The sequence below is a fragment of the Natronomonas gomsonensis genome, assembly GCF_013391635.1.
Classification (GTDB): Archaea; Halobacteriota; Halobacteria; order Halobacteriales; family Haloarculaceae; genus Natronomonas; species Natronomonas gomsonensis_A.
On the sequence record NZ_JACAWU010000002.1, the window covers coordinates 1744910 to 1764228 of the forward strand.

Below are 19319 nucleotides of genomic sequence, written 5' to 3' on the forward strand. Positions count from 1 at the left end.
AATCACACGTTCAATGACACGAATCACGGTCGATAGCCTCACGAAGGAGTACGGCGACACCGTCGCCTTAGACGACGTTTCCTTCGAGATTCCCGAAGGCGAGTTCGTCGTCGTGTTGGGCGTCTCGGGGTCGGGAAAGTCGACGCTGTTGCGGTGTCTGAACGGCCTGACGGACCCGACCGGAGGGGAAATCGTCGTCGGCGACGAGGAGGTCACCAGCCTCCGACGCGACGTGGCGATGATTTTCCAGCAACACAACATCATCGGCCAGATGACCGCCTACTCCAACGCCCTGACCGGTTCGCTGGGTCGGAACCGCTTTTTGACGAGTCTGTTCCAACTACAGGACCGCGAGGAGAAACTGCGGGCGCTGCGCGCACTCGACACCGTCGGTCTCTTGAACGAGTCCCAACAGAAGGCTCGGCGGATGAGCGGCGGCCAACAGCAGCGCGTCGGCATCGCCCGCGCGTTGGTACAGGAGCCGTCGGTGCTTCTGGCCGACGAACCCGTCGCGAGTCTCGACCCCGGCAGCGCCCAGCAGGTGATGGGCTATCTCCGGACTGCCGCCGAGGAACGCGGCCTCACGGCCGTCATCAGCCTCCACCAGGTGAACCTCGCACGGAAGTTCGGTCAGCGGTTCATCGGCCTCCGGGACGGACAGAAGGTGTTCGACGGCTACCGCGAGGAGATGACCATGGACATCGTCGACGAGATTTACGGCGACATCGACACCGAAGGGATGCTTGCCGAGACCGAGACCGAAACTGGCGGCGGTTCGCCGGACAGTACAGTCGACGAACCGACTACAGATGAGGGGTCGACCGAGGCATGAGCGAGGAATCGACCGTCGAGGAACACGGTGAAAACCGGTTCACAGAGCAACTCGACCGCATTCGTGCGGCCCGAAAGACCCGCGCTATCGGTGGACTCCTGCTCATCGCGTTCATCGGGTTCCTGTTCGTCCAGGCGCTCAGCGCCGCCGGCATCCTGACCACCGAGTACACGACCGGGTTCTTCCTCGAATCGCTTCGGGACTTCTTCCCACTCGCCTACTTCGGCATCGTCATCCCCCTCACCGAATGGATTGGATTCTCGGTGACGGTTCCGTACGTCGGTTGGACGCTATCGTACTCCGGCCCGATTTCGTTCTCGATTCCGTATCTCGACATCGGCCAGTACTGGGCGTTCATCGTCGAGCGCAACCTGCTGTTCAGCGGCGAGGACGCGGCGATGATGCTTTCCGACCCCGTCGGGTTCTTCTTCGGTGGGGAACTCGGCGTCTTCTCGGTGTTCGGCGTCGCAGGCATCACGCTCGCGATGGGCTTTGCCGGGACGATTATCGGCTTCCCGCTGGCGCTGCTGTTCGGCGTTCTCGGCTCCGAGCGCGTGCTTCCGTTCCCGCTGAACTTCGTCTTCCGCGGGACGATGTCGGCCATCCGCGCCATTCCCGCGCTCGTGTGGATTCTCATCTTCATTCCGCTTGCGGGTCTCAACCCGGTATCGGCAGTCCTCGCCATCGGTACCGACACCGTCGGGAACCTCGGCCGACTGTTCACCGACGAACTCGAGGAAATCGAGGAAGGACCCATCGAGGCGATGGAGACCACCGGCGCCAACCGCATCCAGACGGTCACCTTCGGCATGCTGAGCCAGGTGACGACCCCCTACATCGCGTGGACCCTGTACATCTTCGAAATCAACGTCCGCATCGCGGTGTCGCTGGGCGTCTACGGTGGCGGCGGACTGGGACAGGTCGTCGAGACCCAAATCGGCCTCTTCCAGTTCACCAACACCATGGCGACGCTGCTGTGTATCTTCCTGCTCATCATCTCCGTCGAGTTGTTCAGCCAGCGCATCCGCGCGCGCCTGCGTTCTGACACCGAAGTGATGAGCCTGAAGGAACTGATATTCGGGTTCCCCCGTCGGTTCGCCGACTCGCTGCTGCGGTAACCGCGGGGATGGAAACCCACTTTGCCCCCGCCCGCCCACGGACGAGTATGAGCACCACCCAACGGAGCGCCGAGGTCGTCCTCGTCGACTACGGGCTCGGGAACCTCCGGAGTGCGACCCGGGGGCTCGAACGCGCTGGCGCCGAGGTGACGCTGACCGACGACCCAGCCGACTTCGATACCGCCGACGGCATCGTCCTGCCGGGCGTCGGCGCGTTCAGCGAGGGCATGGACAACGCCGGCCCGTTCCGTGAGCCACTCGTCGAGGCCGCCGCCGACGGCAAACCGCTGTTCGGCATCTGTCTCGGGATGCAGATGCTGCTGACCTCCAGCGAGGAGGCCGAACACGTCGGACAGGGCGACGTGGAGGGCCTCGATTTGATTCCGGGCCGCAACGTCCGCTTCGACGAGGGCCAGAAGGTCCCGCACATGGGCTGGAACGAACTGTCCGTCCAGCGCGAGCATCCCATCGCGGAGGGCGTCGACGGCGACTACGCCTACTTCGTCCACTCCTACTACGCATCCCCCGACAGCGACGACGCCGTCGTCGCGACGACCGACTACGATATCGACTTCCCGGCCATCGTCGCAAACGAGGCCGGCAACGTCTTCGGAACGCAGTTCCACCCCGAGAAGTCCGGCGAGACAGGCCTCCGCATCCTCCGGAACTTCGTCGACTACTGTATCGAACGGTAACGAAACCCGCCAAACCGGCAGTACTGAACGGAGGAAAGAACGGCGCTGTTGAAATCTGTTTGTTAGCCCCTATTCGCAGTGAAAGGGTCGTTACGTAGGACTGCGAACCTGACGCTCTCGGTTCGGTACTTCTAGGTATGGAGTAGCGGTCGCTCCTCGGTAGTAGAGTGACGGGGTAGGTCAGCCAGCGGCAACTACACGTGGAAACCACGTGAATTGAAAGGTGGCTGTCTGACCGTGCCGTCTGTGTTCTTCTCTCTGCTACCGCTACAAAACCCCTCCGGTACCAACCGGATGCGTGTCGGGTGTTCGAGAAACTCGGTCTGAGCGCAACGACATCTCTACTCCAGATGCGTCTCTCGCTGAGGATTTCAACAGAGCCGAAAGAGAGTGCCGCAGGCGCGCGGAGCGCGACCGGAGGCCGAAAACGTTCGTTTAGAAGGTCTCGAGGTACTGGTCGAGTTCCCACTCGGAGACTTCGACGAGGTACTCCTTGAACTCGGCCTCTTTGGCTTCGACGAACTTCGGACCGACGTGGTCGCCGAGCGCGTTGTAAATCGCTTCGTCTTCCTTGAGCGCCTCGACGGCCTCGCCGAGGTTCGTCGGGAGCGTCTCGATGCCGTACTCCTCGCGTTTGTCCTCGTCGAAGTCGTAGATGTTCTCCCGGACCGGGTCGGGGCAGTCGAGGCCCTCCTCGATGCCGTCGAGACCGGCGTGGATGAGCGCGGCGAAGGCGAGATACGGGTTACACGACGGGTCGGGGAAGCGAGCCTCGATGCGGGAGGCGGCCGGCACGCGGGCGGCCGGCTTACGGATGAGCGCCGAGCGGTTGCGGTCGGACCACGCGACGTAGACAGGGGCCTCGTAGCCGGGGACCAGACGCTTGTAGCTGTTCACCGTCGGGTTGGTGATGGCGGTAATCGCCGGGGCGTGTTCGAGGATGCCCGCGGTGAACTGCTTGGCCTCCTCGCTGAGGTCGAACTCGTCGTCGCCGTCGTGGAAGGCGTTCTCGCCGTCCTCGGTGAACAGCGAGATGTGGGTGTGCATCCCCGAGCCGTTGATTCGGGCGATGGGTTTCGGCATGAACGTCGCATGGAGGTCGTGTTGGGCCGCGATGGCGCGGACGACCGTCCGGAAGGTGCCGACATTGTCGGCCGTCGTCAGGGCGTCGTCGTACTCGAAGTTGATTTCGTGTTGACCCTGTGCGACCTCGTGGTGGCTGGCTTCGATATCGAAGCCCATGTCCTCCAGCCCGTATATGATGTCGCGGCGAACGTCGGAGGCGAGGTCCTTCGGCGCGAGGTCGAAGTAGCCACCGGCGTCGTTCGTCTTCGTCGTCGCGCGGCCGTCTTCGTCCTCCTCGAACAGGAAGAACTCCGGTTCGGGCGCGGCGTTGACCTTGTAGCCCATGTCGTGGGCGCGCTGCAGGGCCTGCTTCAGGATGTACCGCGGGTCACCCTCGAAGGGTTCGCCCGTCGAGGTGTTGTACACGTCACAAATCATCCGGGCGGAGGCGTGTTCGTCGGTGTTCCGCCACGGCAGCACGGCGAACGTGCTCGCGTCGGGGATGAGCCGCATGTCCGATTCCTGGATGCGGACGAACCCTTCGATAGAGGAGCCGTCGAAGTAGATACCTTCCGTGAATGCCTTCTCGGCCTGTTCGGCGGGAACGGAGACGTTCTTCACCGTGCCGAGGATGTCGGTGAACTGCAGGCGAAGGAAGTCGACGTTCTTCTCTTCGATTTCGTCGAGGACGCTCTGTGCTTCCGGGGTGAGACCACCGTCGGTTGCTACGTTGTCGTTCGTCATTTCTCGTCGTCTGTGCGGATGAGTGCCTATACTAAAACCTTGCTGCTCTGCGCAAACCTCACCTCATTGCTCATAGAACTGTATAATCGTAAACTTCTAAAGTGTCCAGTCGGTACTGGGATGTAATGACGTACGAAAATCTCGACCGCAAGTTGGTGAACGCACTCTTGGACGACGGCCGCGCCTCGCTTCGCTCCCTCGGTGAGGACCTCGACGTCTCGGTGACGACCGTCTCGAATCACATCTCCGACCTCGAAGACGAGGGGATAATCCAGGGGTACGCCCCCATCGTCGACTACGGCGAGTTGGGCTACGACGTGACCGCGGTCATCCAGATGAAAGTCGAGGGGAGTGCCCTCCCCGAGATCACCGACCGGCTCGCGGACCACAAACACATGGTGTCGGTGTACGAGGTCACCGGCGACCACGACATCATCGCCATCGGGAAGTTCACCGACACCGACCACATGAACGAGCAGATCAAGGAACTCCTCATCGACCCCGATATCAAGGAGTCCAACACCTCGGTCGTGCTCAACACCGTCACCGAAAACGAGCAGTTCGACCTCGACTTCGAGTAGGTCGATTCCTTTCTCGGTTCTCAAACCCGCCGAGCGACCGCTTCGCCGACCAGCGGCGCCGCGATGACGCCAGCCAACACGACGGCCATCCCGAGGAAGCCGACTGCCGGCATGGGCTCTACGACGTACATCGCCCCGAACGCCGCGCCGAACAGCAGTCCGACGGCGACGGCGACCGCACCACCGAGTTGGGTCGTCGTCTCGTGGACCACCGCGTCGCCGAGGCTCCCCCACGCGATTCGCGCGCCGAGGGCGCCGCCGAGGGCCGCCATCGTATCGAAGTTGTAGACGACCCCCGCACCGAGAAGCGAGACGCCGACGGCGACCATCAGCGCCCGCCCGGGGTTGTCGCCGCGGCCACACACGAGATAGACGCCCGCGAGGAACGCGCCGCCGAAGGCGAGCCCCGCCGCGATGTCGACGAGGTAATGGACGCCCAACACCACCCGCGACACCGGAATCGCGGCGACGAGCGCGCCGGCGGCGACGTAGCCGCGGCGTGAGTCGACAAGCAGCGCCAACCCTCCATAGACGAGGATGGCTGCGGTGGCGTGGCCGCTCGGGAACCCGAAGCCGTCGGCGGTCGCCGCCGAGACGTACAGCGGTTCCACGACGGCCGGAACGAGTTCGACGCCGACCGCCTCGTCGGCACCGGGGGGTCGCGGCAACGCGAACAGCTCCTTGAACGTCGTCGTCACGGCACGGGCGACGAGTGCGAGCGCGACGGCGAACATCGCGTGCCGTCGGGAAAGCGACAGCGGCCCCGGAAGCGCGTTGCCGAACCAGTACAACAGACCGAGCAGACAGAAGACGAACCACACGTCGCCGAACTGCGTGACCAGCGCCGCGAGCGCGACGAGCCACGACGGCAACTCCGCGACTGCGGCGAGTTCGCCGAGCCCGCGAGTCATCGGTCGCCCAGTCGGTCCTTCAGTCGGCCCGGCAGCCCCGCGACGGTCGCCGTCGTGCCGACCAGAAGCATCAGGACGTACAGTCCGAGCGTCGACAGCCAGATGATGAGCATGGCGAGGATAGCCCATCCACCAGACAGCGCGACGAAGGCTCCGAGCGTCATCGCCGTCCCGTACAGCAACACGAGGTACGGGCCCCACCCGCGGGCCTTCCCGCGGCGGACCTGCTTGCGGACGTACCGCTTGAGGTCGCTCTCGATTTCCTCGCGGTGGACGGTCCGGTCGTCGACGCGCTCCTCGAAGCGGTCGAGTTCGTCGTAGAGCCGTTCGAGTTCCTCGCGGAGTTCAGCGTCCGATACCTCGTCGTCGAGTCGGTCCCGTGTCATGATTCCTTCGAGTACAGCGGTCGGTTCCGGCGTCGGTTCGTCCGGTTCGGCGAGTCCCGTCTCCTCGTTGGCGCGGCCGGCCAACACGGCGTTGAGAACGACGCCGAGAAGCAACACGAGCCCCCCGAAATAGAGGAACGTGAGGAGCAACAGGACGCCACCCAACACGCCGTAGGCCTCGTAACTGCCCGCGATTTCGGCGTAGACCCGAAAGCCGGTCTGGAGGAGCGTCCAGCCGACGGCGGCGAAGACGGCGCCCGGAAGCGCCTCCCGGACGGAAACGTCGGTCCCCGGCAGGAGGTAATACAGCGGCAGGAAGGCGGCGGTGAGTCCGGCGACGAGGGTGAGCGTGCCGAGCGCCGCGACGGCGGCGGCGCCACCGAACCCTTCGAGAACGCCACTGACGCCGGAGAATGCGATGAGCGCGCCGACGGCGACCGTCGCCGCGACGGCGACGCCGACCGCCCCGAGCGTGACGGTGGCGTTGCGGAATTGGTCGATAATCGACTCCGGACCGGGGTGGCCGTACACCTCCGAGAAGGCGATGTCGAGACCCCGAAACAGTTTCAGCCCGGACCACAGCAACACCGCGACGCCGAGGAGGGTCGCCCCGCCCCGTCCGGCCGCACCGGTCAGCGCATCGCGGACGACGACACCTGCCTGGTCGCCGAGTGTTTCGGTGGCCCGAGCGACGAGCGCCTCGACGGTCCCGGCGTCACCGAACGTCGACGCCGCGACCAACGCGAGCAACAGCAGGGGCAGAAGCGAAATGAACGCGTAATAGGCGAGGCTCCCGGCGATGAACGTGATTCGGTCCGATTGGGCGCCGTTGACGACGCCTCGGGTCACCGTCGTGACCCGAGCGAGATACCCCTTCACGAACCCGGCTATGGGCGAGTGCTACATATAATCGGTGGGAAACTATTCGTCGACGACGGGGGATTCCCTCTGAAAACGGCTGTTCACGGAGCCGCAACGGCTCAACCAGCAGAAATGGGGTTTCTGGGTCGTTACAGTCCGTTACCCTGTTCCTCGGCAACGACCTCGAAGGTCTCGTCGACGTCGTCGCTACTCAGGTCCTCTTGGACGATTTTGACGCCGACCGCGACGGCCTGTCCCGGACTCAGCGATTCGCGGTTGTTCGCGTTAAACGGCGTCCGATTGCCGGGCGAGCTGCCCGTATAGAAGGTGATTCCGTCGATGTTCTCGTTTATCCACACATCGATTTCACCGACGCCGCTCCCGCTGTTGTTCGAGAGATTGCGGATTTCGAACGTGCCGTCGAAATAGTACGTCGAATCGGGATTCACACCCGTACCGCCGAGTGAGTTCCCTTCCTCTGGGTCACCACTCCGGGCACTCGTCGGGTTGTCGCTGGTGAAGTCCAGCGTGAGTTTGTCGCTATTGTATTCGACGAAATTCCCGTTCCGAGTGTCCCCACCATCACTGAGACCATTGTCGGGGCGCTGCAGAGCGATGTACGCTTCGGCGTCACCGACCGTTTCCACGCCGATATGACGGTCGCCCGAATTGAACTGCGAAACGGCACCGGTACTCATTACTGCCGCACCACCAGCGGCGATCGATCCAAGTCCGACCATGAATTTGCGTCGTTGCATTGGTTCTCACTTTCTCACGCGCCCTCCGACCCCGCGTCACTCCCCGCCATCGTCCGCCGCGGCGCGTACTCAACCGGTCGGGCAGGACCCACTTTGGAATAGACAGCCATCGAATCCCGAAAGCGGTGTTTTCCGACTCGACAGGGATTCTATGGCAAAATTCGAACGCCTGATTAATTACGAAGGTTCGATGTAACGCGACGCTCGACGAACCGTTCGAACGAGACGGGGTCGTCGTCAGAGGGTCGTGGGGAGTAACCACAGCATAATCGAAGCCGTTACCGGGAGAAATCATCCCAGTTAACGCCGCTCATACGGTATTGTACGAACGTGACAGTACCCGCATAGACCACTTGTTTTCGAGATGGTTCTGTATACTGAAGGCCGGCTACAGTGACTGAACTACACGATGGCGTCGACGACCGTTCAGTTCAGGGCACAGGGAGGGGATTCGTCATGAGAGAGCTATCGAGGAACGTGCCGGAGCCACCGTCGTTTCGCGACCACGAGTTTTCACGGGACGTGATACTCGAGGTGCTCAGCAACCGACGCCGCCGGTTCGTACTTCACTACCTCAAACAGAACGGGGACCACACCACGGTTTCCGAACTCGCGGACCGAGTCGCCGGCTGGGAGAACAACAAGCCGATAGAGGAACTCACCCACCGAGAGCGCAAGCGCGTGAAGAACGCGCTTCGACAGTTCCACCTCCCGAAGATGGAGAGCTGTGGGTTCGTCGAGTACGACTCCCGACGCGGCAATGTCGCCCTCAGCGAGGCAGCCTCGAACGCCAACTTCTACGTCGATTCGCTCACCGACGGAGATATCCCGTGGGGACTGTACTACATCGGTCTCTCCGCGCTGAGTGCGGTTTGTTTGGCCAGCCTCTGGTTCGGCGTCTACCCCTTCGATTCGCTTCCACCGCTGCTGTACGGCGTCTTTTTCGTGACGACGCTGGCGGTGTCGTCGGCGGGGCACTTCTACGACAACTACTACCGGATGCGATTGGGTGCGCGTGCCGAACCCCCGGAGGTCGAAGAGAGATGACCCGGCGCCGGCGTCTCCTCCTCGCGGCCGCTCTCCTTGCCAGCGTCGTCGTCGTGACGACTACCGGCGGGTTTAGTTCGGCAACGGCAGAGCGCGGCGTCGACGTGAGCGTCGCAGAAGACTCCAACGCCTACCTGGGGGTCGAACAGGCACCCTCGGGAACGGAGAACGGCACGACGAACCTCGAAGTGACGGTGGCAAATCAGTTCCCCGCCGGCACCGACCTGACGACCGTCGAAGTCACCGCCAACGGAACGACAGTCGACTTCGCCGAGCCCGACGCCGTCGAGGCCGGTGACGAGCGGACGTACACGTTCAGGACAGTCTCCTGTGACGGCCGGATTACCGTCGAAGCGCAGGGAGCGGGCGTGACGGTCGGGCTAAATCGCACCGTCGCGTGTGGCTGACGACACGGGTCACGACACCGCTTCGCGAATCGCCACCACGTCGGCGTCGGTTTTGAACGTCGTTCCACCGAAGTGCGTCCGAGAGGCCTCGTACCCCGCCGCCCGGAGTTTTTCGAGGAACTCGTCCATCGCGATGTTCGGTTCGCCCCATCGCTTGTACAGTTTGTGCTGGTCGTAGTGGGTCGGTTCGTGGAGTTCGCCGGCGACGGTCTCGAGGAGGCGGTCGGCTTTCGACGCCTCGCCGAAGGAGTCGGGAATCGACTCCCGGACCGATTCGACGAACGCGGCGTCGTGGGCCGGCCCGAGCCAGATGGCGCCGGCCGTCCACGTCGACTGCCCGCAGTTCGGACACGTTTTCGTCGGGTCGGCGATGAGCGTCGCCTCGCTGTCGCGCCACAGACATTTCTGACAGTGGTCGACGTAGCCCAACTGGTCGATGCAGTCGTCGGCGGCGCGGGCGCCGTGGTCCAGTTCGACGTAGGTTCGGACGTAGTGACTGGAGACGTGGCTCAACACGGGACGGGCGGCGATGTCGTAGCGTGCGGCGGTCCGGACCAGCGCCGATAGCAACACGCGCAGGCCCATCTCGGGGTGGAACTCCGTGTTCCGCGGGACCGCACCGTAACTCCGGACGCCGCTTTCGAAGTGAGCGCCACACAGCGGCGCGGTGTCGGTCGCGGTCACACAGAGGTACCGCCCGGCGCTCTGAAACGCCGCATCGAGGAACGGAACGGGCGTCCCGAAGGGGTCCAAATCGACCACGTCGTGGCGGGACTCGTGCATGTGGGCGTTGACGTTCCGATGGTGGACTTCGCCCGCGAGGTCGTTTACGTCGAGGTTCCGGCGAGCCAACTCGACGGCGTCGTCGTCGACATCGCAGGCGGTCACGTCGTAGCCGGCGTCGGCGGCCCGAACCGCGCGGACGCCGCTTGCGGTCATCGCGTCGAGATAGGAGTCGCAGTCGTCGGCCACCGTCCGCAACACGCCGACGGTGATGTCGCGGTTCAACTCCTGAACCGGGTTGTAGAACACCCCCGACCCGGCGCCCTCGCTGGCACCGTGGCGCTCCTCGGGCACCTCGATTCTCACGCCGCCCTCGCGGACTTCCATACACTCCGTTGTGGGGTGACCCCCGAAAAGGGACACGTTTGCGTATCGCCGAACGAATCGAGCAGTCGATTTTTGTCGTCGGGGGATGGAGAGTCGACAGCATGGTCGAACCCGTCGACGTGTTCGCCTACGCCGTCGCGGCCGTCCTCGTCGGCGGCGCTGTCTGGTGGGTCATGTCTCGGTGGCTCCCCGACGGTGCGCTGGCCGCAACCCTCACCTTCCGAGCCTACGAGTCCGGCGTCTCGCGACGGGAAACGCTCCCCGCGGTCGTCGTGGCCTCGCTGTCGCTGGCCCCGGTCGTGACCAACGGCCCCGACAGCGTTGGCTTCGGGTGGGCTATCGCCACCGGCATCTTCGCCGGCGGCCTGCTCGTCGGCGCGACGGCTATCGCCAACCGTCCCCGGGCGAACCTCCTCGAAGCGGGCAGCGGCGACGGCCTCCCGACGAGCGGTCCCTGTGCCGTCGGCGGCGCGGCTGCTGCCGACGGCGAGACGCTGACGACGCCAATCACCGGACGGGACGCCGTCTGCTACACCGCCTCCGTCGCCCAGTACAAACAACAGCCGTTGCGGTCCTACGGGAGCTATTTCACGACCGATTTCACCATCGAGCGGACGCCCTTCACGGTCGAGACCGACGACGGGACCGCCAACGTCGACCCCGAGGGCGCGTGGCTCAGCCTCGCCGCCGGGAGTCCGACCGACACCGAAACCCTCCCCGAAGGCACCACGACCGGCGGACCGGCGGAACACGAACTCGTCGTCGAGGAGGGCGAACCCGTACCGGACCACCTTCGCGGCGAGGGAGCGCCGTTTCCGAACCTCCCGCTGACCACCGATGGCCGGGCCGAGCGAGAGCTCCGGTTCAAGGAGAACGTCGTCGAACCCGGCGAGAGCGTCGTCGTCGCGGGCGAGACGACAGTGGGCGAGGAGTACGGCCGGCCGCTCCTCACGTGCGAACGCGAGGGGGCGTTCGTCGCCCGTGGCCCCTACGAGGAAGTCGCCGCGGGACTGCGGAAGGCGACCGGGCGGAACATCTGGGTCGGCGCGGTGCTGTCGGTGGTCGGGGCGGCCGGAATCCTCTTTCTGACAGTGTAGCCGAGTGCCGATTAGAAGAGCGGGCGAACGTAGTAAACGGCGAACAGCCCACCGGTAACGAGGAGGATGGCGAGTAACCCGCGCTTCTCGGTTCGACCGGGCGTTCTGGGTGCTGTTCGACGAACCGTCGCCGCCTCCGTACCGAGCAGGTGTGCCGTCGTTCCGAAGAACAGCGCGACGATTAGAGTTCCGGATACCTCCAGCAAGCCGATTCCGGGGTGGTGAAACCAAACGAGACGGACAGTCATCGACGCCAGCAACGGAGCGCCTGCAATGAGCCAACTGAGGGCGACACTGCCGTTTCGATATGCTTGTACTGTCGCCACGAGGAACGCCACGAGCGGGCCGACGTACGTGATGAGGAAGAAGGACCCGAACGGATCCGTCGTGAGTAAGCGGAGTACCGTGACCGCATAGATGGCGACACACACGCCTGCCCAAACGCCGGCCCGACGCTTCGTCGCTCCGATGAGAACACCCATATTGTGGACAGTTAACATGATTCGAAAATATCGTACACCGGTAAATGTTTTCTGGAAAACACTATATGCACAAAACCGACCGCGGTCGCGGTACTGTCCGCGCGCCTGAGGCGCGCGGTTCACGGCGACGAGCGAAGCGAGTCGCCGCCTTTTTCATCGAAGTTTTTGCTGTGAGTGGTGCGCCGCAGGCGCACCCGAACAGCAAAAAGTTCGGAGCGAAGCGATTTTCCCACGTCCCCGAGAATAGCCGAGAGTGAACCCGGTCGAGGAGTGGGAGGCGCAACTGGAAGCCGACGGCGAACTCACCAGCGACGCCGTCGACCGTATTATCGCCACCCACGGCGACCGCGGGGTCCGGGCCATCGAGGCCGTCGGTGAAGAGCGGGTCAAGGAGTACCGCGATTTCACCGTCGTCGTCGGCCACTCCGAGGAACACGTCGTCGAAGACGGCACCTGCGAGTGTGAGGACTCTCGCTACAATCTCGACCCCGAGGAACCGACGGAACTCTGTTGGCACGCTATCGCCACGAAAATCGCCCGCCGTATCGACGCCCTCGACCACCACGACATGTGGTACTCCGAGGTCAGGGAGTTCCTGTAGTCTCATCCGGCGTCGCGGAATCCATCCACTCGCCACACCCAGAGGAGTTCCAGCGCAATGGCGAGGAGCAACCACGACAGAAGGAGGACGAACACGACCACCGTTGACGACAGGAAATGAAGCGGTTGGGTGACGGCGAACAACAGTGGCGCGACTAGCGACACCACGACGACGGCCGCCACTAACCCGGAAATCGCACACGTGTAGTGCTGGATTCGCCCGACACACACGCTGCCCGCCGAGCACTCACACAGCGATTCAGGGGTGTGTTTCGTAACCATTGCCACCACTCCGTGCTAGACGGTATGGGCCACTTCGTGTTATTTGTTATCATTGTTCGTGTTTTATCGAGACGAGACCAATTGTCGGTATGCAGGTGCCCCCGTGATTCCGCGCCGCTTTTTACCCGGACGGGCGAGGAGCGTGTATGGTCAATCAGGAACTCATCGACGCGCTCCGGGCCGCGGAGGCGGTGAAGTTCGGGGAGTTCGAACTCTCCCACGGCGGTACCTCCGAGTACTACGTCGACAAGTACGTCTTCGAGACCGACCCACACTGTCTGGAACTCATCGCCGAGGCGTTCGCCGAACGGGTCGGTGACTCGAAACTCGCCGGCGTCGCGTTGGGCGCCGTCCCGCTGGTCGCCGCGACGGCCGTCGAGACGGGCAACCCCTACGTCATCGTCCGGAAGAAGGCCAAGGAGTACGGCACGGGCAACCAAATCGAAGGCGAGTTCGAGGACGGCGAGGAAGTCGTTGTGTTGGAGGACATCGCCACGACAGGCCAAAGCGCAATCGACGCCGTGGAGGCGCTCCGAGACGCTGGGGCGGTCGTCGACCGCGTGCTCGTCGTCGTCGACCGCGAGGAGGGCGCCCACGAGAACCTCGCCGAACACGACATCGAACTGGAGTCGCTGTTGACGGCCTCGGAGCTGTTGGCCGACGCCGACCGCGCGTAGAGTATCCACTCCCGTGTCTATTTACTCTCGGTAGCACACCGAAGTGTTCATACATATGCGGTGACGCGTTGAAGTCATGAACCGTTCGGAGAAGGCCGCCCTCCAGCTGCGCGCCGTCGACGTGTTGCGGACGTTGAAGGAGACGCGCACCTACGAGGAGTTGGCCGCCGAAACCGGACTGCCCGCCGGCGACCTGAACCGGTACGTCAACGGGCACGTCCTCCCGAGTGAGGCCCGCGCCCGCGAGGTGGTCGGTGGAGTCGGCTCCGAGTTGCTCGCCGAGGAACTCGACGCCCGCATCGTCGTCGACGATGAAGGGTACGTCGACAACTCCCGGGTCGTCTTCGACCAGTCGCTGCTGTCGCTCGTCCCGCCCGTCGCCGCCGAGACGCTCGGCATCGAGCCGCCCGATGCCGTCCTGACGGCGGCCACCGACGGCATCACCCTCGCGGCGGCGATGGCCCGCTACTTCGGGTCCCGATGTGCCTACGCCAAGAAGTCCCGCGAGACCGCCGTCGAGGAGTTCATCGAGGCCCGACAACGGCTCTCCTCGGGCATCGAAATCGACTACTACCTCCCCGCCAACGCCATCGCCTCGGGCGAATCCGTGCTGGTCGTCGACGACCTCATCCGGTCGGGGGAGACACAGGAACTGCTGCTCGACATCGCGGCGTCGGCCGGCGCCGAGGTGGCCGGCGTGTTCGCGCTCATCGCGGTCGGCGACGAGGGCATCGACCGCGCCCGCGCCCACACCGACGCCCCGGTGGGCGCACTCGTCACACGAGAGTGACACGTTCCGAGTCACGGCGCCATCGATACGCACATACGTGCACAGAATTCGCCGTTTCCGACGGTAACTATTAAGTCACCAACCTGTGGTATGCTCGAACGTGAATTATGGCTGTTACTGATACGCTGGCGGAGTACTTCGAGTTCGAGGAACACGACACCGACGTACGAACCGAGAGCGTCGCCGGACTGACGACGTTCCTGGCGATGGCGTACATCATCGTCGTCAATCCGAGCATTCTCGCACCGGCCATCGTCGGCGGGTCGCCACAGGAAGGTGAACCGACACCGACGACCGAAATCGCGGGGGCGACCTACGACTTCTTCCAGGTCGTCGAGATGCTCACCGTCGTTACCATCATCGCGTCGGTCGTCGCCATTCTCGTGATGGCGCTGTACGCGAACCGTCCGTTCGGCCTCGCGCCGGGACTGGGACTGAACGCCTTCTTCGCGTTCACCGTCGTGTTGACATTGGGCGTCCCGTGGCAGGTCGCCCTCGCCGCGGTGTTCGTCGAAGGGCTGATATTCATCGCCCTGACGGCCGTCGGCGCGCGGGAGTACATCATCCAGTTGTTCCCCGAACCGGTGAAGTTCGCCGTCGGAGCCGGTATCGGCGTGTTCCTCCTGTTCCTCGGCCTTCAGGAGATGCAAATCGTCGTCACGGACCCGGCGACGCTCACCACGCTCGGAAACGTCCTCCAGAGTCCGGTTGCGGCGCTGTCGCTGCTCGGACTCGCGCTTACTTTCGTCCTCTACGCCCGCGGCATCAAGGGCTCCATCGTCATCGGCATCATCGGGACGGCCCTGGCCGGCTACGCGCTGACGCTGGCGGGCGTCGTCGACCGTGGCGTCCTCGAACCCGGAACGGTTTCACAGGTCGAAAGCGAGGGCATCGGCTCGCTCCTGTTCGGTGTCCAGTACGATTTCACCCCGCTCGTCTACGGCTTCGTCGACGGACTGGGCCTCATCCTCGAGGACCCCGTCGTGTTCGCACTCGTCGTGTTCACGTTCTTCTTCGTCGACTTCTTCGACACCGCGGGCACGCTCATCGGCGTCTCCCAAATCGCGGGCTTCCTCGACGAGAACGGTGACCTTCCGGACATCGACAAGCCGCTGATGGCCGACGCAATCGGGACGACGTTCGGCGCGATGATTGGCACCTCGACGGTGACGACGTTCATCGAATCCGCGACCGGCGTCGAAGAGGGTGGCCGAACCGGCTTCACCGCCCTCGTCGTCGGTGCGCTGTTCGCGCTCTCGCTGCTCGTGGTGCCGCTCATCTCGGCGATTCCGACGTACGCGAGTTACATCGCGCTGGTCGTCGTGGGCATCATCATGCTGCAGGGCGTCGCCGACATCGACTGGCAGGACCCAGCGTGGGCCATCTCCGCCGGTCTCACCATCACCATCATGCCGCTTACGACCTCCATCGCCAACGGCCTCGCAGCGGGTATCATGAGCTACCCCATCGTCAAAGCCGCCGTCGGCGAGGCCGACGATGTCTCGCTCGGCCAGTGGACGCTGGCGGTCGTCTTCGTCGTCTACTTCGCCGTCTTCTTCGCGGCGAGTGCCGGACTGCTCCCGTCCTTCTGAGCCCAACCGCAAGGTATTCCTTGCGGACTCCTCTGGACGGAACATGGACGTCTCGCGAGTCGACTCGTTGTCACGTCGCGTGACGCTGCGGGTCGTCCTCGCGGTTCTCGTCTTCGTCCTCCTGTTGCCGGCCGCCTACGCCGCAGTCAACCCTCAGACGCTCGAACTCGGCGCCGGGACCGTCGAGGAGCCGGCCGCCGAGACCACCTACGTCAGCGTACAGGGCTTTCACTTCGCGGGCTACGGGAAACCCAAGAAGCCGGCCCGCCTCGTCGCCGCCGACGAGAACGGCAGCGTCGCGTGGCGCTTCGACGGCGACGAGGTCGGCGCGCGGTGGTTCTACGACATCGACCCGACGGCCGACGGCGACCTCTTCGTCACCGCCACCTACGAGGGCGGCACCGTCGTCTTCGAGTACGACACCGCAACCGAGGCCGTGGAGTGGCGCCACGACATGCCCGGACGCCTCGACACCCACGACACGACACGCCTGAGCGAGGACCGAATCCTCGTCGCCCACATGCGGAACACCCGAGACGGCGTGAGCGACGACCGCCTCTACGTCGAGAACACCACCACCGGCGACACCGAGTGGGAGTGGCTGTTCCGCGAGCACTACCCCAACGGCACCGACGGCGGCTTCGACGCCGACTGGACGCACGTCAACGACGTGGACGTAGTCGGCCCCGACGACGGCTACGTGTTGGCCTCCCCGCGGAACTTCGACCAAGTGATTCTCCTCAACCGCTCGAGCGGCGACATCGCGATGCGACTCGGCTCCGACGGCGACCACGACACGCTGTTCGAACAGCACAACCCCGACTACCTCGAACGCGACGACGGCACGCCGGTCATCCTCGTCTCCGACAGCGAAAACGACCGCGTCGTCGAGTACGAGCGAGACTGCGGCGACGCCGACCCCCGCCTCGGCGCGGGCACGCCACCCGAATCCTGTGAGTGGGACCTCGTCTGGAGCGTCGAGGGGTTCAACTGGCCGCGGGACGCCGACCGACTACCGAACGGCAACACGCTGGTCACCGATACGCTGAACCACCGCGTCGTCGAGATAACGCCCGAAGGCGAGGTCGTCTGGGAGTTCTACGCGGCGTGGGCGCCGTACGACGCCGAACGCGGCCAGCAGGGAAGCAACGGGCCGACGATGGCCGACCACGGCACGACCGGCAGTTACACCGTCTCCGGTGGCGGCGACGGCGGCGTCGCCGACCGCTATCACGTCGCCGACGCCATCGCCGACGTCGGGAGCTACACCCCGTTGAAATCCAGTTTCGACGGGATTGCGACCCGGTACTCCCACGTCGAACCGTGGTTCCGGCCCGTCTGGATGGGGTCGTGGACGTTCCTCTCGGCGGTTCTCGGCGTGTTGCTCGCACTCGGATGGGCCGCCTGCGAACTCCTCGCGCGACGGGAGCGACTCCTCGCCGAACTCCGGTCGCTTCAGAACGGGTGAGCACGGGAAAATCCGGATTGACAGCGTTCGGACACACCACCGCCGCGTTCTTAGTCCCCGGATACATACACTGTGTCGATGGCGAACATTACGCTATACGAACTGCCCGGCTGTCCGTACTGTATGAAGGTCGCCGACAAACTGGATGAGCTCGGCCTCGAGTACGATGTCGTAGAGGTGCCGCGCGCCCACGGAGCGCGAACCGAGGTCGAAGAAATCAGCGGTCAGACTGGCGTCCCTGTCATCGTCGACGAGGAACACGGCGTCGACGCGATGGCCGAATCCGACGACATCGTCGCGTACCTCGAAGAGACCTACGGCGCCTAAACCGCGGCGTTACAGCGCTTCTTTGTAGGCTTCGAGCGTCTCCTCGACGTCTTCCTCGGTGTGGCCGTAGGAGACGAAGTTGGCCTCGAATTGATTCTGTGAGACGAGGACGCCCTGTTCGACCATCGCGGGGCGGAACAGTCGCGCGTAGCGTTCGGTTTCGGCGTCGGCCACGTCGGTGCCGCGTTTGGGGCACTCGCCGTAGCGACTGCAGGTGGGGTCCTGCCGACACCCGTTCGAACAGGGGTCGCCCTGTGGGTGGCTTTCGGCCCGCGAGAAGACGACCTTGAAAATCGAATCGGTGCCGACGACGGTGTAGGCGGGGGCGTGGTCTTCGACGATGTCGGCCAGTCCCTCGCGCAACTGCTCGCCGAGCGAATTGACGTGGTCGTGAACGTCGTTTTCCGCACAGAACTTCAGCGTCTCCAGTCCGGCCGCCATCGTCACGGGATGTCCGGAGAAGGTGCCGGCCTGGAACACGTCGCCGGTGGGGCTGAACTGCTCGATGTACTCCGTCTTGCCGCCGATGGCGCCGACCGGGAAGCCGCCGCCGATGATTTTGCCGAACGTCGTGAGGTCTGGGTCGACGTCGAAGCGGCCCTGGGCACACTGCAGGCCGCCGACCCGGAACCCCGTGATGACCTCGTCGAAGATGAACAGCGCGCCGTAGTCCTCACACAGCGCCTCCAGCGTCTCGTGGTAGCCGTCTTCGGGGAAGGCGATGCCCATGTTCGCCTGTATCGGCTCGACGAGGACGGCCGCGATGTCGTCGCCGTGTTCCTCGAACACCTCGCGGGCGGCGGCCTCGTCGTTGAACGGAATCGGGAGGGTGTGTTGGGCGAACGACTGTGGGACGCCGGAACTGGAGGGTTTCGGGTGGTCGGCGTCGCCCTCGACGAGCGTCGACTCCTGGGCGCCGTGGTAGCCGCCCTGCATGACGACGACCTTGTTGCGGCCGGTGACCCCGCGGGCGAGTCGGACCGCCGACACCGTCGCCTCCGTCCCGCTGTTGACGAACCGAATCATCTCGACGCTCGGGACGTGGCGGCAGACGAACTCGGCGTGGTCGACCTCGATTTCGGTCGGCATGCCGTACATCGGCGCCTCGGCGGCACGGGACTGGACTGCGGCCTGGACCGACTCGGGCATGTCGTGGCCGAGCAGCAGCGGTCCGAGCCCCTGAATCCAGTCGATGTAGCGGTTGCCGTCGGCATCGACGACGTGGCCGCCCTCACCGTGGTCGGCGAACACCGGGTACGGCTGTGGCGCGGCGCGAACCGAGGAGTTGACGCCGCCCGGCAGGACCGACAGCGCCCTGTCGTACAGCGACCGCGATGTCTCGTGGTTCATGAGCGTCGGTTCGACTGCCGCCCCGAAAGGCGTTACCGTCCGCAGTCGAGCGGTATCGCGGAGAAGTGATTCGGCAATGTAGAGCATTCGGCTAAAATTCACCCAGAAAACACCACGTTCGAGCAATATTTTTCCCAGT

Annotated in this window: 21 protein-coding genes; 13 read left to right on the plus strand and 8 right to left on the minus strand. The window is 64.3% G+C overall.

The features are described from left to right. The first annotated feature begins 13 nt into the window (after window positions 1–13). Genes phnC through hisH form a run of 3 tightly spaced genes read left to right on the plus strand, consistent with a single transcriptional unit; the run spans window position 14 to window position 2645 of the window. A complete protein-coding gene (gene phnC, locus HWX69_RS17645; RefSeq protein ID WP_178915052.1) occupies window positions 14–832 on the plus strand; it encodes a phosphonate ABC transporter ATP-binding protein in 819 nt (272 codons plus the stop codon). Then, complete coding sequence (locus tag HWX69_RS17650; protein WP_218644642.1) at window positions 829–1950, plus strand: ABC transporter permease subunit; 1122 nt, start codon at window positions 829–831, stop codon at window positions 1948–1950. Before phnC ends, HWX69_RS17650 begins: the two co-directional genes overlap by 4 nt. A gap of 47 nt (window positions 1951–1997) precedes the next feature. Continuing rightward, window positions 1998–2645 (plus strand): imidazole glycerol phosphate synthase subunit HisH, encoded by a 648-nt coding sequence (gene hisH, locus HWX69_RS17655; RefSeq protein ID WP_178915053.1) that lies wholly within the window; start codon window positions 1998–2000, stop codon window positions 2643–2645. Between the two features lie 435 nt (window positions 2646–3080). Here hisH and glnA read toward each other — a convergent pair whose 3' ends face one another. Beyond that, window positions 3081–4454: a type I glutamate--ammonia ligase gene (gene glnA, locus HWX69_RS17660; RefSeq protein ID WP_178915054.1), complete on the minus strand. Its 1374-nt coding sequence runs from the start codon at window positions 4452–4454 to the stop codon at window positions 3081–3083. Window positions 4455–4579: 125 nt separating this feature from the next. On the opposite strand from glnA, the gene lrp reads away from it, so the two are divergent. Next, window positions 4580–5035, plus strand: coding sequence for an HTH-type transcriptional regulator Lrp (gene lrp / locus HWX69_RS17665; RefSeq protein ID WP_178915055.1), 456 nt, complete (start codon window positions 4580–4582; stop codon window positions 5033–5035). Between the two features lie 20 nt (window positions 5036–5055). On the opposite strand, the gene HWX69_RS17670 is transcribed toward lrp, so the two are convergent. From HWX69_RS17670 to HWX69_RS17680, 3 genes are all read right to left on the minus strand, one after another. Next, complete coding sequence (locus HWX69_RS17670; protein WP_178915056.1) at window positions 5056–5946, minus strand: phosphatase PAP2 family protein; 891 nt, start codon at window positions 5944–5946, stop codon at window positions 5056–5058. Continuing rightward, on the minus strand, window positions 5943–7211 hold the full coding sequence (locus HWX69_RS17675; protein WP_178915057.1) for a YhjD/YihY/BrkB family envelope integrity protein: 1269 nt from the start codon (window positions 7209–7211) through the stop codon (window positions 5943–5945). Before HWX69_RS17675 ends, HWX69_RS17670 begins: the two co-directional genes overlap by 4 nt. A 131-nt stretch (window positions 7212–7342) precedes the next feature. Then, the gene (locus HWX69_RS17680; RefSeq protein ID WP_178915058.1) at window positions 7343–7891 is read right to left on the minus strand and encodes a DUF1102 domain-containing protein; all 549 of its coding nucleotides are present in this window, start codon (window positions 7889–7891) and stop codon (window positions 7343–7345) included. 516 nt (window positions 7892–8407) lie between these two features. Here HWX69_RS17680 and HWX69_RS17685 point away from each other — a divergent pair. Both HWX69_RS17685 and HWX69_RS17690 read left to right on the plus strand, forming a co-directional pair. Further along, window positions 8408–8998: a DUF7344 domain-containing protein gene (locus HWX69_RS17685; protein WP_178915059.1), complete on the plus strand. Its 591-nt coding sequence runs from the start codon at window positions 8408–8410 to the stop codon at window positions 8996–8998. Further along, window positions 8995–9405 carry a hypothetical protein gene (locus HWX69_RS17690; protein WP_178915060.1) on the plus strand — a complete coding sequence of 137 codons (411 nt, stop codon included), beginning with the start codon at window positions 8995–8997 and terminating at the stop codon, window positions 9403–9405. Before HWX69_RS17685 ends, HWX69_RS17690 begins: the two co-directional genes overlap by 4 nt. A 9-nt stretch (window positions 9406–9414) precedes the next feature. On the opposite strand, the gene HWX69_RS17695 is transcribed toward HWX69_RS17690, so the two are convergent. Further along, on the minus strand, window positions 9415–10515 hold the full coding sequence (locus HWX69_RS17695; RefSeq protein ID WP_178915061.1) for a tRNA (guanine(26)-N(2))-dimethyltransferase: 1101 nt from the start codon (window positions 10513–10515) through the stop codon (window positions 9415–9417). 101 nt (window positions 10516–10616) lie between these two features. Here HWX69_RS17695 and HWX69_RS17700 point away from each other — a divergent pair, with 101 nt between their 5' ends. Then, a complete protein-coding gene (locus HWX69_RS17700; protein WP_178915062.1) occupies window positions 10617–11612 on the plus strand; it encodes a hypothetical protein in 996 nt (331 codons plus the stop codon). An 11-nt stretch (window positions 11613–11623) separates the two neighbouring features. On the opposite strand, the gene HWX69_RS17705 is transcribed toward HWX69_RS17700, so the two are convergent. Continuing rightward, window positions 11624–12094, minus strand: coding sequence for a hypothetical protein (locus HWX69_RS17705; protein WP_178915063.1), 471 nt, complete (start codon window positions 12092–12094; stop codon window positions 11624–11626). Window positions 12095–12347: 253 nt separating this feature from the next. Between HWX69_RS17705 and HWX69_RS17710 the strand changes: the two genes are divergently transcribed. Beyond that, window positions 12348–12695: a hypothetical protein gene (locus HWX69_RS17710; protein WP_178915064.1), complete on the plus strand. Its 348-nt coding sequence runs from the start codon at window positions 12348–12350 to the stop codon at window positions 12693–12695. A gap of 2 nt (window positions 12696–12697) precedes the next feature. Here HWX69_RS17710 and HWX69_RS17715 read toward each other — a convergent pair whose 3' ends face one another. Further along, window positions 12698–12976, minus strand: a complete 279-nt coding sequence (locus HWX69_RS17715) for a hypothetical protein (protein ID WP_178915065.1) — start codon at window positions 12974–12976, stop codon at window positions 12698–12700. A gap of 146 nt (window positions 12977–13122) precedes the next feature. On the opposite strand from HWX69_RS17715, the gene pyrE reads away from it, so the two are divergent. The 5 genes from pyrE to HWX69_RS17740 all read left to right on the plus strand — a co-directional run bounded on the left by pyrE (window position 13123) and on the right by HWX69_RS17740 (window position 17830). Further along, window positions 13123–13653 carry an orotate phosphoribosyltransferase gene (pyrE, locus tag HWX69_RS17720; RefSeq protein ID WP_178915066.1) on the plus strand — a complete coding sequence of 177 codons (531 nt, stop codon included), beginning with the start codon at window positions 13123–13125 and terminating at the stop codon, window positions 13651–13653. A 76-nt stretch (window positions 13654–13729) separates the two neighbouring features. Then, complete coding sequence (locus HWX69_RS17725) at window positions 13730–14443, plus strand: phosphoribosyltransferase family protein (RefSeq protein ID WP_178915067.1); 714 nt, start codon at window positions 13730–13732, stop codon at window positions 14441–14443. A gap of 107 nt (window positions 14444–14550) precedes the next feature. Further along, window positions 14551–16035, plus strand: coding sequence for an NCS2 family permease (locus tag HWX69_RS17730; protein WP_178915068.1), 1485 nt, complete (start codon window positions 14551–14553; stop codon window positions 16033–16035). A gap of 43 nt (window positions 16036–16078) precedes the next feature. Further along, window positions 16079–17503, plus strand: a complete 1425-nt coding sequence (locus HWX69_RS17735) for an aryl-sulfate sulfotransferase (protein WP_178915069.1) — start codon at window positions 16079–16081, stop codon at window positions 17501–17503. Between the two features lie 78 nt (window positions 17504–17581). Next, window positions 17582–17830: a glutaredoxin family protein gene (locus tag HWX69_RS17740; RefSeq protein WP_178915070.1), complete on the plus strand. Its 249-nt coding sequence runs from the start codon at window positions 17582–17584 to the stop codon at window positions 17828–17830. Window positions 17831–17839: 9 nt separating this feature from the next. On the opposite strand, the gene hemL is transcribed toward HWX69_RS17740, so the two are convergent. Continuing rightward, the gene (gene hemL, locus HWX69_RS17745; RefSeq protein WP_178915071.1) at window positions 17840–19180 is read right to left on the minus strand and encodes a glutamate-1-semialdehyde 2,1-aminomutase; all 1341 of its coding nucleotides are present in this window, start codon (window positions 19178–19180) and stop codon (window positions 17840–17842) included. Between the last annotated feature and the right edge of the window lie 139 nt (window positions 19181–19319).

What these genes read in the sequence shown, in the direction of transcription:
- HWX69_RS17735 (WP_178915069.1), top strand. Translation starts at nt 16,079, where the DNA reads ATGGACGTCTCGCGAGTCGACTCGTTGTCACGTCGCGTGACGCTGCGG.
- HWX69_RS17690 (WP_178915060.1), top strand. Translation starts at nt 8,995, where the DNA reads ATGACCCGGCGCCGGCGTCTCCTCCTCGCGGCCGCTCTCCTTGCCAGC.
- HWX69_RS17715 (WP_178915065.1), bottom strand. Translation starts at nt 12,976, where the DNA reads ATGGTTACGAAACACACCCCTGAATCGCTGTGTGAGTGCTCGGCGGGC.
- HWX69_RS17725 (WP_178915067.1), top strand. Translation starts at nt 13,730, where the DNA reads ATGAACCGTTCGGAGAAGGCCGCCCTCCAGCTGCGCGCCGTCGACGTG.
- HWX69_RS17680 (WP_178915058.1), bottom strand. Translation starts at nt 7,891, where the DNA reads ATGAGTACCGGTGCCGTTTCGCAGTTCAATTCGGGCGACCGTCATATC.
- pyrE (WP_178915066.1), top strand. Translation starts at nt 13,123, where the DNA reads ATGGTCAATCAGGAACTCATCGACGCGCTCCGGGCCGCGGAGGCGGTG.
- HWX69_RS17650 (WP_218644642.1), top strand. Translation starts at nt 829, where the DNA reads ATGAGCGAGGAATCGACCGTCGAGGAACACGGTGAAAACCGGTTCACA.
- hisH (WP_178915053.1), top strand. Translation starts at nt 1,998, where the DNA reads ATGAGCACCACCCAACGGAGCGCCGAGGTCGTCCTCGTCGACTACGGG.
- HWX69_RS17670 (WP_178915056.1), bottom strand. Translation starts at nt 5,946, where the DNA reads ATGACTCGCGGGCTCGGCGAACTCGCCGCAGTCGCGGAGTTGCCGTCG.
- HWX69_RS17730 (WP_178915068.1), top strand. Translation starts at nt 14,551, where the DNA reads ATGGCTGTTACTGATACGCTGGCGGAGTACTTCGAGTTCGAGGAACAC.
- HWX69_RS17740 (WP_178915070.1), top strand. Translation starts at nt 17,582, where the DNA reads ATGGCGAACATTACGCTATACGAACTGCCCGGCTGTCCGTACTGTATG.
- lrp (WP_178915055.1), top strand. Translation starts at nt 4,580, where the DNA reads ATGACGTACGAAAATCTCGACCGCAAGTTGGTGAACGCACTCTTGGAC.
- HWX69_RS17695 (WP_178915061.1), bottom strand. Translation starts at nt 10,515, where the DNA reads ATGGAAGTCCGCGAGGGCGGCGTGAGAATCGAGGTGCCCGAGGAGCGC.
- phnC (WP_178915052.1), top strand. Translation starts at nt 14, where the DNA reads ATGACACGAATCACGGTCGATAGCCTCACGAAGGAGTACGGCGACACC.
- hemL (WP_178915071.1), bottom strand. Translation starts at nt 19,180, where the DNA reads ATGAACCACGAGACATCGCGGTCGCTGTACGACAGGGCGCTGTCGGTC.
- HWX69_RS17685 (WP_178915059.1), top strand. Translation starts at nt 8,408, where the DNA reads ATGAGAGAGCTATCGAGGAACGTGCCGGAGCCACCGTCGTTTCGCGAC.
- HWX69_RS17705 (WP_178915063.1), bottom strand. Translation starts at nt 12,094, where the DNA reads ATGGGTGTTCTCATCGGAGCGACGAAGCGTCGGGCCGGCGTTTGGGCA.
- glnA (WP_178915054.1), bottom strand. Translation starts at nt 4,454, where the DNA reads ATGACGAACGACAACGTAGCAACCGACGGTGGTCTCACCCCGGAAGCA.
- HWX69_RS17700 (WP_178915062.1), top strand. Translation starts at nt 10,617, where the DNA reads ATGGTCGAACCCGTCGACGTGTTCGCCTACGCCGTCGCGGCCGTCCTC.